Annotated in this window: 10 protein-coding genes and 1 pseudogene; 6 read left to right on the top strand and 5 right to left on the bottom strand. The window is 65.4% G+C overall.

What is annotated here, in order from left to right:
* Positions 1 to 45 precede the first annotated feature (45 nt).
* From ACFU4Z_RS18290 to ACFU4Z_RS18275, 4 genes are all read left to right on the top strand, one after another.
* Entirely contained in the window at positions 46 to 2,166 is a 2,121-nt protein-coding gene (locus tag ACFU4Z_RS18290; protein WP_379064372.1) for a hypothetical protein, read from the top strand.
* 31 nt (positions 2,167 to 2,197) lie between these two features.
* The gene (locus tag ACFU4Z_RS18285) at positions 2,198 to 5,647 is read left to right on the top strand and encodes a hypothetical protein (RefSeq protein ID WP_379064370.1); all 3,450 of its coding nucleotides are present in this window, start codon (positions 2,198 to 2,200) and stop codon (positions 5,645 to 5,647) included.
* A 113-nt stretch (positions 5,648 to 5,760) separates the two neighbouring features.
* A complete protein-coding gene (locus tag ACFU4Z_RS18280; protein WP_379064368.1) occupies positions 5,761 to 7,047 on the top strand; it encodes a discoidin domain-containing protein in 1,287 nt (428 codons plus the stop codon).
* Between the two features lie 659 nt (positions 7,048 to 7,706).
* Positions 7,707 to 8,099: a hypothetical protein gene (locus tag ACFU4Z_RS18275; RefSeq protein ID WP_379064366.1), complete on the top strand. Its 393-nt coding sequence runs from the start codon at positions 7,707 to 7,709 to the stop codon at positions 8,097 to 8,099.
* 138 nt (positions 8,100 to 8,237) lie between these two features.
* Here ACFU4Z_RS18275 and ACFU4Z_RS18270 read toward each other — a convergent pair whose 3' ends face one another.
* The 3 genes and pseudogenes from ACFU4Z_RS18270 to ACFU4Z_RS18260 form a co-directional block, all read right to left on the bottom strand.
* The gene (locus ACFU4Z_RS18270) at positions 8,238 to 8,366 is read right to left on the bottom strand and encodes a hypothetical protein (RefSeq protein WP_379064364.1); all 129 of its coding nucleotides are present in this window, start codon (positions 8,364 to 8,366) and stop codon (positions 8,238 to 8,240) included.
* Between the two features lie 51 nt (positions 8,367 to 8,417).
* Positions 8,418 to 9,206, bottom strand: a complete 789-nt coding sequence (locus ACFU4Z_RS18265; RefSeq protein WP_379064362.1) for a hypothetical protein — start codon at positions 9,204 to 9,206, stop codon at positions 8,418 to 8,420.
* Between the two features lie 1,211 nt (positions 9,207 to 10,417).
* Positions 10,418 to 10,606 (bottom strand): annotated as a pseudogene (locus ACFU4Z_RS18260) (IS481 family transposase); the annotation flags it as partial.
* Between the two features lie 255 nt (positions 10,607 to 10,861).
* On the opposite strand from ACFU4Z_RS18260, the gene ACFU4Z_RS18255 reads away from it, so the two are divergent.
* Entirely contained in the window at positions 10,862 to 12,016 is a 1,155-nt protein-coding gene (locus tag ACFU4Z_RS18255; protein WP_379064360.1) for a damage-control phosphatase ARMT1 family protein, read from the top strand.
* A gap of 89 nt (positions 12,017 to 12,105) precedes the next feature.
* Here the strand turns inward: ACFU4Z_RS18255 and ACFU4Z_RS18250 are convergent, their stop codons facing one another.
* A complete protein-coding gene (locus tag ACFU4Z_RS18250; RefSeq protein ID WP_379064358.1) occupies positions 12,106 to 12,450 on the bottom strand; it encodes a hypothetical protein in 345 nt (114 codons plus the stop codon).
* Positions 12,451 to 12,470: 20 nt separating this feature from the next.
* Between ACFU4Z_RS18250 and ACFU4Z_RS18245 the strand changes: the two genes are divergently transcribed.
* Entirely contained in the window at positions 12,471 to 13,052 is a 582-nt protein-coding gene (locus ACFU4Z_RS18245; protein WP_379064356.1) for an AAA family ATPase, read from the top strand.
* 181 nt (positions 13,053 to 13,233) lie between these two features.
* Here ACFU4Z_RS18245 and ACFU4Z_RS18240 read toward each other — a convergent pair whose 3' ends face one another.
* Positions 13,234 to 13,968 carry an MspA family porin gene (locus tag ACFU4Z_RS18240; protein ID WP_379064834.1) on the bottom strand — a complete coding sequence of 245 codons (735 nt, stop codon included), beginning with the start codon at positions 13,966 to 13,968 and terminating at the stop codon, positions 13,234 to 13,236.
* Positions 13,969 to 14,766: the final 798 nt, after the last annotated feature.

Below are 14,766 nucleotides of genomic sequence, written 5' to 3'. Positions count from 1 at the left end.
ATCCGCTCGCCTCCAGCGCCCGCCGAGAACAGGGGAACCTTCGCCATGCCGACTACCAGCCATCGCACCCGATTCTTGGATCACCGCATCCCGTCGCTCTACGCAGGCCAATACCTCATCGGCGTCGAACAGAACATCGACACCGTCGCCACCCTGACGACCCGGCAACAGAACTTCGGCGTGCGCGGGCCGCGATTCTCCCTGGGCGGCTCCGAGATCCACGGCTGCTACCCGGTTGCGGGGGCCGTCGGAAAATACAGCCAGATCCTGCCGCACATCACCCTCGACGCCGCCGGCCTGCCTTGGGCGCGGCTACTCGGTTCGTCCGGCGACGGCGTCCCATGGGTGGCGCTGCTGCTGTTCCGTGAAGGCGAACTGCCCGAGGACCCGCAGGCAGTCGGCGAAGTAACCGTGTCCACGGTCCGGCAACTACTCGACCGCGCCGCCGGGCCCGGAAAACCACCGACGATCACCAACGAGTCACTGATGGACGGCGAGGCCGAAATGGCCTGCAGCAGCATCCTCGTGCCCGCGAACGTGTTCGCCACGATCCGCCCGACCGTCGCCGAACTCGCGCTGCTCGCCCACATCCGGGAGGGCGGGCCGCCCGACGCCGATCACGTGCGCGGCACCGACCCCGAACCGCAACTCACCGACCTCAACGCCACTGTCGTCAGCAGCCGATTCCCGGCCGCGACCGCGGGCAGGCATGTCGCGCACCTGGTTTCGCTGGAAGGATTGCATCAGCACCTCACCGGCACCCCACCGAGCGAGGGACTGCGCCTGGTGACACTGCACACGTGGGCATTCGAGACGCTCGACGACACCGGCATCGGATTCGGCGACCTCGTGCAACACCTGGCCGCCGAACCCGATCTGGCGCTGCGGGTTCCGATGGCAGGCGGATCCGCCGACGGCGACGCGATCCAACGACTGCGTTCCGGCGCCACCGCCCTGGCTCAGCGTCTGGAATCCGGTGAACGCAGCGTCAGCTTCTACCGCGGCCCCCTCACCGCCGATCCCGCCCAACGGCTGCCCGACCCCGCCGCGCCGCGGCTCGAATCAGCGGGGGAAGCCCTCATCTACCTGAAGCAGTGGGGGATCTTCGACACCGGCTACGCCAGCGCTTTCAGCCTCGGCCGCACCCTCGCGTTGGCTGATGCCCCGTTCCGGGACCGGCTGCTGGAATTCCGCAAAGCCGCCCGCCGCGCCGCCCGCCGGATCAGTGCGCACCCCGACCTGATCGCCGGACGCAGCGTCGAAGCCGCCGGCCGTGCCGTGCTGGAGAACCAGGCACGCAACGCCTTCGACCAATTGCTCGAGACACGGCTACCCGGTGCGCTGGGCCGCAGCGGCGCCGACCTGGCCGCCGCCCCGAGCCGCCCCGCTGCGCGGGCGACCCGCGGCAACGGCGCGCTGACGTCGGTCGGCCTGCGCGCCACTGTCGCACAGGCCGAAACCCGCGCGGTGGTTCGGGCCGCTGTCACCGAGGAACTCGATCCGGTGCAGGAATGGCTGAATCGGCTTCTCGTGCTGGAGATGCTGCCGTTCGAGCATCTGGTGCCCGACCCGCGCATGCTGCCACCGGAAAGCATCCGCTTCTTCTACGTCGATGAGAGCTGGGTGCGGGCCGCGGTGGACGGCGCACTCAGCGTCGGCGTCGGTCACGCTCTCGACGCCGACCTGAACGCCCTCGCGACCGAGATCGGGGCGCCCCCCGCGTGCGGGGTACTGATCCGTTCCACCCTGGTCCCGAACTGGCCGCGCACCATCTACAGCGCCTTCCGCGGCGAGCAACAGATCACACAGAGCGGGCAGGCGAGCTTCGGCAACGGCGTCCTGCTGTTGCTCTACCCGCAGGTCATCGACACCTTCACCATCGCGGAACCGCCGCAAGGTCTGTACTTCGGTATCGGCGACGTCGGCACCATCCAACTGCGCCGGCTGACCGGCAACATCGGCTCGCCCGTAGACGAGGACGAGGGGGAATTCCCGGACCCTGCGGGGTTCGGACGGTTCCTGCGCCCGTCGGGCGACGTGCTCGACATCGAGAACAAGCTGCTGCCCGAACTGGCCGCCGAACACGGCCTGACGACACTGTCGCCCGCTCAGTTCGCGCTGCAGATGATCCGAGCGCCGCAGATCCAAACCTTCGACCGTCCCTGACCCGATCCCGATCCTCCTGAAGGGGAACAGCATGCCCAACGACACGCTCGTCGTCCCGGTCGAGGTCGCGGCGTTCGCAGTCAACTCGCAGACCCGCGACACCGACGGCACCTACGTCATGCAACGCTGGATCGCCAATTTCGTGCCGTTCGTCGACGCCAACGCCGCACCCGAACCACAACCGTTCTCCGGTACCGAGCCGTGGGGCGGCGATTCCTCCCGGCTCGGTGTGTACGTGCAGTGGCAGCTGCCCGAGGCGCTCACCCAGGGCCGCCAGGACGAAACCACCGGCGAGATCGGTGATTTCCCGCTGGTACCCAACCGCTGGCTGGTGACCCGCCGCTCCAACGGCGGCGTGCGCGCCTGGATCGTGCACAGCGACTTCCTGCACCCGCAGCAGGGGTCGGTGTCCTACCTCGACCCGCACGCGCAGACCGCTGCCGCAACCAAGATCGGCAAACTGGTGGAACTGACCACCGGCAGCCCATGGCAGGAGCCGGGCGACAAACCGTTCCTCACCGCGCTCGGGCCCGGGCTGCTCACGTTCTCGGCGTTCCAGCCGTACAACAAGAACGTTTTCTCCATCCACGACACCCTCACTGATATCGACGGCGACGACCGGCTCAGCTACCACGTTGTCGGCTGGTATTCCGACCCCGCCGCCGACATCCTTATCACCGGGGAGAACGCGGAAACCCCCTTCCCCGAACTGATGTCGAGCCTGGAGTGGAGCCTGGCCGCGACCTTCGGCTCCCCCCGGCGCTCGGTGTACGCCGGTAGCGCCCTCGGCATCGACTGGCGACCGAACGGTGGTGTCTACCCCTCCGACAGTCCGCGCGCCGCCCAGATCGCCGTGGCCATCGGCAACAGCACCGCCGAGGCGGCCGGTGTGCTCCAAGAGCAGACGGGCGGCACCAACTCACTCAGCGACGACGCGGCCCGGCTCTACAGCGCGTTCACCCTCGGCGTGCTGAACGACTACGACCGCGCCGACGGCGACCTGTTCCCCGACCGTGCCGCGCACCGCTCCGGATTCGGCCCCGTCCCAGGCGGTTTCACCTGGCGGGTAGTCGACCGCGGCGGCGAGGAGGCCCGCGCCGCGCTGTCGGCCGACGAACGGTCCGCCGAAAAGGCCCGCGCCGCCGACGTCGTCGCCGATCTCAACACCGCCCAGCGCGACCTCGACGAGAAGGAACGCGAACTCGCCGACCTGCGGCAGCGGCTGCACATTCTGTGGTCGCTGTCGCAGGAGCCGAATCAGCCGAGTTTCTTCGCAAGCCGCATCGCTGACGAACTGCGCCTGGACAACACCAAGGGCACGGCGGGCCTGACGGTGGCAAAGGAGGCCGAGGTAGCGGCCCTGCGCGACGAAATTCCTTGGGCGACAACGGCGGACAGGCTGTCTGCTCGCGCCGCCGACTACGCCGCTCGGCATGGTTTGCGGGCTGCACTGGAACTGCAACGATCCCCGCAGGAGCCGTTCGAACAGCACGCCGACCCGGTGCTGATGCTGGCCGGCGCCAATTTGAGCGCCCCGCTGACCCGCGGCTCGGACCTGCCGTGCCGGGTGGCCGAACGCCTGATCACCGCCATCGGGTCGATCACCGCCACGACCGTGGCCGCGGAAGTGAACAAGGTGAACGTGACCGGCCTGCCCGGTCCGATGCGTGCCCTGGTCACCGAGTTCTTTATCATCGACCAGGCCCGCAAGACCGGCGTCGGCCTCGGCAGCGCCACTGGGACACTGCCCGAATACGGCACCGCCTCGTGGCGTCAGCCCTGGCAGCCGCTGTATCTCATGTGGGAAGCCGAATACACCGCAATCCCGTTCGTGGAGGGCACCGCCGAACGCTGGCGCTTCGACGGCACCCGCTACCGGTGGGAGGGCGAGGGAACGCTGAAGGCCGCGGTCACCGTCAGCGGCCGACAGATGCTGGCACCCCTCAGCGGCTATGACCAGGAAGGCAAGCTCGACAGCTACGCCAACGGCCGCGACGACCTGCCCGAACCGCTGCTGCACGGGCTGCGCGAGCAATTGCACAACCTCGACCAGCTGTCCCAGCGTCTCGATGGGCTCAGCGCCACCGTCGGCCAGCGACTGTCCGGAGGCAACCGCACACCCGTCGGTGCCATCGGCGACCTGATCGGCTCGGGCGTCGGCCCTGCCCCGGATCCCGGGCCCCAACCGGTATTCGAATGGGACGACTGGGAGGACTCGGACTTCCAGGAACTCCGTTCCGGGCATCTGATGTTCACCCGGCTGTCGGTGGTCGACCGGTTCGGCCGTGCGGTCAACCTCATCGACAACCCGCTGCACTTCGACCGGCTGCGCAAACCCCTGTCCATGACCCCCGACCACGCCGTCGGCGAAATCCAGACCGACCGCTACGTCGAACTCGGTCCGCGCCTGCTGCAACCGGCCAAGCTGCGGTTCGACTTCCTATCCGCCACCGTCGACTCCGACGTCGAACTCACCCCGGGCGCGAACCCGATCTGCGCGTGGCTGGTGCACAACCGCCTCGATCGCGCGCTGGCGTGTTACGACCCGCAGGGCAAGGTGCTGGGCGATCTGCGAGTCGTGCTGTCCCCCAACGGGCAAAAGACCGTCGAATGGACCGCACTGCCCGAATCACCGGTCCTGGAATTCGACCAACTCGCCACGAACCACCTGCACGCCCACCGCTTCCTGGCCGCGATCAAACAGCGCGGACCGGCGGTGTTCGACGCAGTCCGCAAACTGATCGACGACACCATCACCCTCATCGACCCGGACGGCCCCGAGGACAAAAGCCTCGGATTCCTACTCGGCCGCCCACTGGCCTTGGTCCGGGCCCGCCTCGACCTGCGGCTGTACGGTCCGGTGCGCACCGACGTCACCTGGCAGCAGGTGCTCAGACCACCGGCCCCGAAGATGCCGGGCTACCGCTGGAACGTCCGCCTCGGCGAGGCGTCGCAAACCGACGACGGTCTGGTCGGCTACATCCTCGACGAGGACTACAACCATTTCGAGACAGTGGTCGCCCCGAGCGGCGACCATGGCGGCTACCTGCGCCCCATCGGCGACGGCGACCGCATCAAACTCGCCTTCGCCGCTGACAGCACCGCCACCCTCACCGTGCTCGCCGATCCACGCGCCGCCGTACACGCCACGACCGACATCCTCCCGGTCGAATCGGTGTTCGTCCCACCGCGATTCACCGACGCTGCACTGGCTGAGATGGCGGTCGCCTTCCGCGCCGGGCCGCTACTGATCGGCACCACCGATCAGGGCGCGGCCATCCTGCCGCAGCCTGCCACCGTGACCGGCACATGGTCGTGGGCCGAACAGGTCGGCGCCGTGTGGGCACAGCTGCCGATCACGGCACCGGACCCGGCCTCACTCCCGATCGGCGCCGACCACGAAATCCGTTCGGGATTCCTGGTGTTGAGCGACGCCGCCGAGCACAGCCGTGCCCCCGGCAACCAGCTGGGAGCACGCTGACCGCGGCCGTCCCGCAATACCACGCCACCGAAACCGATCGCTTCCGCCGCACGCCCCCACGACAGCATGCAGCACATCCGACGCTCACCACTCCAATAAGCGAGGTGCCGCCAATGACCACGATCCCGCAGTACACCGCGACCCGAGCGACTACCGACGGTTCGGCCAGCAGCGACCCACCGCTGACCTTCGACCTCAACACCACTCCCGACCCGGTTCGGGTCTCGCCGGCTTCCGGTGACCCGCAACGCGCCGATTTCGTTTTGGTGGGCAGCCGTCGCAGTGCGTCGGCTATCGAATGCCGCAAGATCACCGTCGTGGTCCCCACCGGCGAGAACTCACCCGACCTGACCTCCGACCTCACCAGCGCCTCGGCGCAGATCAGCCTGCCCGAGTGGACGCCAACCACCAACCCGGCTACCAAAACCATCACCTTCAGTCCCGCCTCCGGCTCCGCCGAGATCGGCCGCGACGATGGCGTCACCGTGCAGCTGATGGGAATGCGAATCAACAGCGTCGTCGGCACCGCACTGCTGCGTCTCGAAGTCGAGTGGCGGGAAGCCGGATCCGACGACCTGTGGGCGACCGGCATCACCACATTCGACATCGGCAAGTTCCCGGCCGAGTTCGACCTGGTCGATTTCATCGCCGAAGAGTTGGTCATCGACAACGGCGGCTCGGCCGAACTCAACTGGGAGGCCAAAGGAGTGTCTTCCCTGCGGCTGCTCTACGACGTCGCGGATGTCAACGTCATGAACCTGACTACGTACACGGTCAAACACCTCGTCAGGACCACCGTCTTCTACTTGCGTGCGACCGTGCAGGTCGGCAACAACACCGTCGAACGTGTGCTCTCGACCACGGTCACCGTTCGAGTGCCTGACCTCGAGATCGGAAACTTGCGGGTAGTCGGTTCACTGATGGTGGATTGGCCCAGCCGGCTCATCGTCGGAAGGACTATCGGCGAAGACCCCGCATACCCCGCGCGGAACATGCTGGACGGCAACCTGGAAACCTATTATCTGAGCGAATCCGGAGGTGACTCGAGCTACGGCGGTACGGTGCAAATCGACTTCGGCAGCCTGCGGCCCATCCGCGATATCCACGTCTATCTCGGAACTCCCGACGGCACCCACCTGCCTCGCAAATTCAACGTGCAGTATTCCCCCGACGGCCAAGGCTGGTGGCCCGTAATCTCGGAAATCACCCCGACGCCCGAGGCACATTGGACGTCGGACGAAGACGTGATGATGCGCATCGTCCAGCTGTATGTCCAGAACCCCTATTCCAGCATCGCTGTCCGACAGTTCCAGGCCGGGCAACCGAGACTGCAAATCGGCGGCACCGAGGCCGGATTCGGCATCCCGGTCGCCGCGTATCGAGGCATCACCGAAGGTTGACGAACAGATCATCCCGCAGGCCCCTCACCGTATTGACGAGATCCGGCAAGCTTGGCCAGATATCCGCGCCAAAACACGGGCGTATGGACCGACCATCCAAGCGATGCTTTCCGGAGCATCGTTGGTCCGACTGGAAGGGCAGACCATCGTCCTCACTCATCAACATGCACCGCTAATGCACCGGCTGGAATCGCCGCAAAACCGTGAGGCACTACTCACTTCGGTCCGAACGGTACTGGGCAGCGACCTATACGAGATTCGATGGGAAGTCGAGCCCGCGAAACCGCTGACTTCCCTTGGAACGTAATCGGTGGTGAGACAACGGTTGCGGCCACCGACGCGTCCGCCTTTGAACAGGTACACCTCGTCGACGGAACCGGCACACACGTCGATAATTCCCGGTCTCGAAGCCGCAGTCTTCAGACCGGTCCAGCTGCCCACGATGGAACTGGCCCCAAGGCCCTGACCTAGAGGCGGTGGGGCGTTCTCTCCGACGAAGCGCCGAGGTATCACCCGGGGCGGCTACCGCACCGGTGAGATCGCCCCGCACATCGGGAAGCGTGACGGCGTCGAGGACGGCCGAGGTCGGCGTGGCGAAGTCGGCGTTCCGCGAGGACACTGAGGACGTAGCACCCAACTCGTCTCCAGGAGCACACGCGATGCCAACCAACAGGCCTTTTGGCATCGATCCGGAAGATTTCGAACGGGCACTGCGTGGGGCGGGAACCGAGCTCCGCGACCTGCTCGGGAAAGCCGGCGTGTACCTGGATCGCGTAGATCATGCGAGCGTCAGTTCACTGGCGTCGCTGCTCGGCCAGTTCGTCCAACCGGAACGGCCACATCCACCGAAACCCGAGGGCGAGACCACTGGTGAAACCGGCAGCGGGGTGTGGGCGATCTACAGCATCGATGACACCGGCGAGGCCAGGGTTGACCAGGTCTTTCCGAGCGAGCTCGAGGCCTTACGCGCGCATCGCGACAATACCGATGATCGCCGTCGGGTGCGATTTCTGCCCTATGGGGTTCCGGCAAGTGTGTTGGATGTGCCCTGACGGCGCTGACTCGCTCCACGAGTAGCAGGCGGAGACAGATCGGCAGCATCGCTTCCAGCTCCGCACAGTGTCGTAAACAATGCATTTAGGGCCGCAGCTTTCGCGGCGGCCCTGATGCTCGGGTGATAAACCGAACGATCAGCGACTGGGCCGGTCGATCTCGGCTGCGAAGAATGCCGACGCGGACTCGTGCTGCTCACGGACCTCGACGAACATCCGCACGGCCCGATCACGCAACTCGACCGGGTACCTCTTCTTCGACGGCACGACTCCATCCTTGACAGAGATTGAAGCCGCCCGGCACTTCGGGGCGATTCATCATGCCCAGCGAATGATTTCTGCCATAGCTGCGTCCTCGGCTTCCGCGCTATCGTCTGACACTAGTGGGCCTTCGGTTGAACCGGTGGTATCTGCTCGTCGTCGAATGCGGGAGGCAGGTTTTGCGATTCCCGACCACGGGGTTACAGGCAAACCCGATTCGGGACGACTCGGCCCGGAAGTGCTGATCGAGGACGAGATCGGCGCGGGTTGCGCCGAGATAGGTGCGGCAGTGGAAAAGTGCTGCGCGGCGGGGTTGCCCGGCGGGTTGGCGATACCGGGAAGCGCGGCGTTGGGGCCACCCCGCAACGGTGGCGCGATGTCGATCCGATCCTCGTAGAGAGCGGCTTTGCCGCCGACCAGGTCCGATGGCCCTTGTGCCTGCGGCATCGCCGCCATGCCCATCGGTGCCAGCGCCTGAATCATTCCGGCCAGACCGCCCGCGCCAGCGCCATCTTCGGCATCGTCGACCGGACCCTTGCCGCTTGCGACACGCCGGGCGCTGCCCCCATAGGCTATGTCATTGTTTGTCTGCGACATCGCGTTGACCTTGTCCCGCACGGCCTCGACAGCATCGGCGACTTGCTGCAGCAGGGCTGTCTCCTTTGCGGGCTTCAGCTTGCCGTCACCCTCGGCGTTGACCTTCTCGGCGAGTTTGGTGACAATGATCTCGATAGAGCGCAGCGTCCGATTCTGCTCGTTGACCATGAAGGCGGACGTATTGTGCACTATGTCGTCCATCCCCAGCAGCGACTCCTTTTTCGTGTCGACCTTGGCCACGGACTTCATGTATGCCTCCGTGGCCGCGCCCGTACCGAGATGTTCCTCGGGCGCCACCGATTTCAGAAGTTTGGCCAGGTGCGGCGGAGGGACGGCCATACCCGAGCCAAGCTGATCGACCGACGGCACGCATCGTGGTCTTGGCCTCCGCGAATTTTGCCTTGAAACCACCCGACGCATGAGGCGGAGGGTCCAGCTCTTCCAGCACTTCCAGCCGTGGTCTGAGGACGACGTGCCGGGATCCATGATCGCCAGATCCGGGACCAGGCCCGACAAGACCCGAACCGTCCGCACTGTCATACCTTGTATGCCGAGATCCGGGATCACCCGAACCGTCCGCACTGTCATACCTGATATGCCGAAATCCGGGATTGCCACCAGATCCGGCGGGCACGATCGGCCCGCCAACGGTATCCATCATTTGCCCGAGTCCGCGATCGTTTGGCGCCATGTGTCCGCACCGCCTCTCCAAAGAATCTCTGTGCATTTCGGGATAGTTACTGCCGACAGCGCGGCTGCTAGGGCAGCGAATACGCCGAGGAGTGCGAACAAGGTCGCGTATCCGTCGAGGGCGTCGGCCAGCACGGTCGCAGCGAGGGGCGTCAGGGCCATGGTGATTAGCAAGGGCACCGAGAGCAGTTGCGCGCGTACAGATTCCGTGGTGGGACGCGGCGGCAAGGGTAACGATAGGCCGAGCCAACGACCTGTCACAGTCACCAAAGCGAGAACCACGGCGCGATGCACGCTCCGGCGAGGGCGAGGATTGCGGTCATAAGGATCTCTCCTTCGCGTCGATGCCGGGCGATCCAGCGAGACCGACAATAGGGAGCGAATCTTCAGCGCCTCTTGAGCAATTGTTAGAGATCTCTTAATCTTCGGCGACACGACGTCGATCGGCGTTCGCGATGGGTGTCGCCACCGAGTCCGAGGACCAAGTAGGCGCTGCGCCAGCCGAACTGCGCCGCCAGTAGGGCGATCAACGGCGCGATCACCGATCCTGCCGAGGGCGCAGCCAACGTCCGGAAGGTCAACGCACGCACCCGGTCCGGTCGGTGCCACACGGTTCTGTCGCGCTTCGACAACACAGCTGCACGCCAAAGACGTCCACCAACAGAAGAACCCTCGACCGATCGATTCGCTCAACGCCTGCAAGCCATCACTCGCACTGCGGCATGGAGCGGACGGGACCGCCCCGACTTTGGTTGATTCGTTGACCTGCCACGGTTCGAGTGGGTCAGCCGCCCCAGTCGATATCGGCGCAGGATCCGGTGCACTGTGGAGGGATTGAGACCCAGGAGGTAGGCAATACATGCTGGCCCCCACCGGCGCAGCACCCGAACCTCGATGACGCGGGGGGCGGGCTGAGTGTGCGCGGTTCGGTTGGAACGTGTGCAGGGTGATCGACGAGGGGGCGGTGGGTGCGACTCGGCATCAGGCACATCGGGGCCGCGCCATCCTCGCCAAGGGACGTCGCCGGGGGCCACGATCGCCGGTGCGGGCAGCGGGTGGAACCGTGGTTACCGCTGGCAGCAAGACTGAGCAGACCCATATGGATCAACGAAGCCAAGACTTCGAGACCCGGGTCCGAGACATCGGGCGATGATTGATCATCCCTACCGATGCCGATCGACCGCGCCGCTACGGATAGGCCAGGATCTACAACCATGACCGTTGCGCCTCCGATACTCGCGGGAGTCCCAGGCTCCTTCGCTCATGGCGTCTTCCACGAGCGCCACCCCAAACTGATAGATCAGGTGCTCACCGCCCTGCCCTACGAACCCGCACAACGAACAGCACTACGTCAACTGCTCGACGAAAGCACCAACGGTGTGCTCACACCCCTGACCGAGAACACCCCGGACCGGCAGCAATGGTACGACTGGGGTATCGGTCTGTGGGGCCGCCCGTGGGGCGACGCACCGTTCCTGTGGGCCGAAAGTTACTTCTACCGTCGACTTCTCGAAGCGACCGGCTACTTCCAGCACGGTGCCTGGCGTGGAATCGACCCGTTCGCACCCACGAAGAACGCGGAACTGGCCAGTCCCGCGGTAGCCGCCGAACTTGCCGCTCTCGCCGATGTGGCGACCGTCTCCGAGGACAAGCGTCGCGACGCACTGTTGTTGTCGGCGCTATGGGGCAATCAGGCCGATTTGAGCTTCCAACTCACCGCCGCAACGATTGCTCGATCGAGCAATCTCGTCGTCGACGACAGCGCGCGTCTGTGGTCGACCCTCACAAGCGCCGACCACCCGACCCTGTGTGTCGTGGCGGACAACGCCGGTCGGGAGCTGTTGCCCGATCTGACGCTCATCGACCATCTCCTGGTCAGCGGGTTGGTCTCCGACGTCGTGTTGTACCTCAAACCGCATCCCTATTACGTATCCGACGCGACAATGATCGATCTGCTCGCCATCCTCGACCACCTGCAACAAGCACCTGTGCCCGAAGCCCGCGACATCGGGCAACGACTCCGGCAAGCTATGCGCGATGAACATCTAAGGGTCCGCACCCACGACTTCTTCACCGCACCACTGCCATTCCGCGAGATGCCCACCCAGCTTGCCGCCGAATTCCGCACCGCGACAGTCACCTTGCTCAAAGGTGACCTGAACTATCGACGCCTGGTCGGCGACCAACACTGGGCGCCCACCACCCCGTTCAGCGATCTCGTCGCGTACTTTCCTTCACCTGTGACCGCTTTACGCACACTGAAATCCGACGTCATCACAGGTTTGCGCGCGAGTCAGGTCGAGGAACTCGACTCCACCGGCCAATCGTGGCGCAATAACGGCGAGCATGCACTCATCCAGGCCTCATAGCGTGGTACGCAGCCACAATTCAGGCCGATCGGCGCTGCCCGAACCGACGGTGACTCGCGTGGCGGCCCCTCGATAGCGCGGCCAGCAGGCTAGCCCAGTTTCAGTGCGCCGATAGCGAAGAGGATGGACTGTGTAGTGCAGGTAGAGCCTTCGCATACCGCGGCGCGCTCGCCGATCGTTGCGATCCTGACACCGTTCCAGACCGACGCGAGCTTCGGCGCGTCACGCTCGGCGCCGCGGTCGATCATCCGCGCCTTGCCCTGCGTAGCCGGACAGTCGAGCCATATCGTCTGCGCTACAAGCGCATCCGGTGTCCCGGTTCGCTCCCGCAGGTGCTGCCCCAATCGCAACCCGGCCACGGCGGCTGTGGTTCTGGATGCGCCGTTCCTGTCGGTGATTCGACAAACGCGACCGTCCACGGCGGCGGCGACCACGTGAGATGTCAGAATGCGGTATGCCCCTGCCGACGTTGACGGTGGTAAGCGGCCCACCCGGAGCCGGCAAAACGACTCTGGCCCGCAATCTCGCCGCAACCCTCGGCTGCCCCGCAATCATCCGAGACGAAATCAAGCAAGGAATGGTGCTCGCGACACCGGGCTACCACCCGACGGACGACGACCCGCTCAACCTGCCAACCCTCACCGCATTCTTCGGCGTCCTGACGGTCCTAACTCACGCTGGCGTAGCCGCAGTCGCAGAGGCCGCCTATCAAGACCGGCTGTGGCGACCCGACCTCGAACCTCTGACCAAGCTCGCGGATATCCGCGTTGTCCGCTGCACAGTGTCACCGTCCACCGCCGAAGACCGCATCGCCCAACGTGCCGAGCAAGACACCCGCCGCGCAGCACACGCCGATCATCAACTGCTACAAGCGATCAAGGCCGGTAGCCACGCGATCGACTCCTTCGCGCCTATCTCTCTGGATCTGCCGACCCTGATTGTGGACACCTCCGACGGCTACCGCCCGATCTTCGAGGAGATCGTGCGCTTCATAACGCAGTCAGTCGCCGACGAGGCATCTGCGAGCGGTATCTAGCAACCTCGCTCACGTAACCGGAAATTGCCCCATAGCGTTCCAGCGTGCCCCCGCGAAGTCCGGGTCGTGCAGGCTAGGGAGACGGTTGTCCAATTCGTCTGCGCCCAGGGCCCATGGCAACAGCAGGCACCGGCCCAGTTCGAATTCCTCGCGCGCGCCCTCGAGCCTTCGTCTCCTGGAATCAGAAGGTGAACTGGCTGCCGTAGGCAGTGGTCTGCACCGTCCCCACCGCGGTACTCACCGTGGCGGTGATGAAGGGGACGGCCGATACCGGTGAGGCACATTGGCCGACGTTCAACGCGGCGTTGTTGAAAATGAAGTGGTACGGGAAAACCGTCCTGTCGTCCAGGTTGGCCGTCACTGTCGTGACGGTAGTGATCTGGCCCGGCGCCAAGGTGGCTTCAATGACCTCGGTCAAGCCAAGGGCGCCGCCGACGGTCGGCCCGAGGCTCGCGGAGGGCTCGCTGGCCGAGGCACTCGGGGAAGTAGTGGTGGCGGCGCTCTCGGAGGTGGAGGCGGCACTCCGGGAGATGGGGGCGGCACTCCGGGAGATGGGGGCGGCACTCCGGGAGATGGGGGCGGCACTCCGGGAGGTGGGAGCGACACTCCGGGAGATGGGGGCGGCACTCCGGGAGGTGGGAGCGACACTCCGGGAGATGGGGGCGGCACTCGGCGTTGTGGGCCCCGGCGTGAGCGTTACCCTCGGCAGGCTGGCGGCAACGTTCGACTGGCTGAATTCGGGGGAAATACTCGCCAACAGTCCTTGATTGGGATCGATTCCGATGGTGAAGCCGTTGTCCAGACTTAGCGCGCAGCCGAGGAGGAACCCCGCGACGGCCTGGCCGGACGTTATTCCATTGCCCTCCACGGTCAGCGAGTAGTCGCCGGATAGCTGCGCGGCATGCGCGAACGTCATGAGGAAGTTCGGCATCCGGTCGCCCGGTGGGTCCACTTTGACGTTGTCCACCGAAGTCGTCAGATGAATCCCGGCACCGGATACCTCTGCACTGGGCGATTGGGCATGACTCAGCTCGGCGCCCTGCCACACAACCGCAGCCAGGACGGCCACGACCACACCGGTCGCGATAACGACGAATCGAGGTCGCATATTTGATCCCGTTTCGAATCGGATGTACATCAGCGAAATCGTCTGAATAGACCCACATGGCTAATGCATGGCAAGCATAGTGGGATACCAGCCCGACGCATTGACGTTGCAGGGGTGTGTCGCGCATCGACTGGGCACAGCCATATATTTGCCGGGCACGCACAGGCTTCGACATTCTCCCCGCCCCAGCCGCGTCGTCCGCTTAAATTGTCTGCGCCGCAACGTGCGACAAATACTCGAGGTCGAGCGGCGCTGGAGACGTGCGGGAGGCGCGGAATGTCGGAGCCGGTCGTTGGCGCCGATCACGTCCGATATTGATTGCGATCATGCTGCCATTCGCGGTCGTTCTCGGAAACGGAGAAGCAAACGCCTCCCTGCATGACATCACGCAGGCGCCCGGCGCGCCATCGACGACAGCGGACTGGCTATCACTGACGCACCACGTGCAGGGCAGGGTTCATTCCCGGCAAATCTGCTCGCGGCCGACAGTTGTCGCTCAGTCCAGGCGGTGGACGCGCCGGATTCGCCGGCCGTGGGTCAGGACCCGCAGGACGTCCTGAGCCACTGCGGTCTCGGGTCGTGTGATCGCCAGCAGGAGGCTTGCGT

This window comes from Nocardia sp. NPDC057440, from assembly GCF_042802915.1.
Lineage (GTDB): Bacteria > Actinomycetota > Actinomycetes > Mycobacteriales > Mycobacteriaceae > Nocardia.
This window is presented reverse-complemented; position numbering and strand designations above follow the sequence as displayed.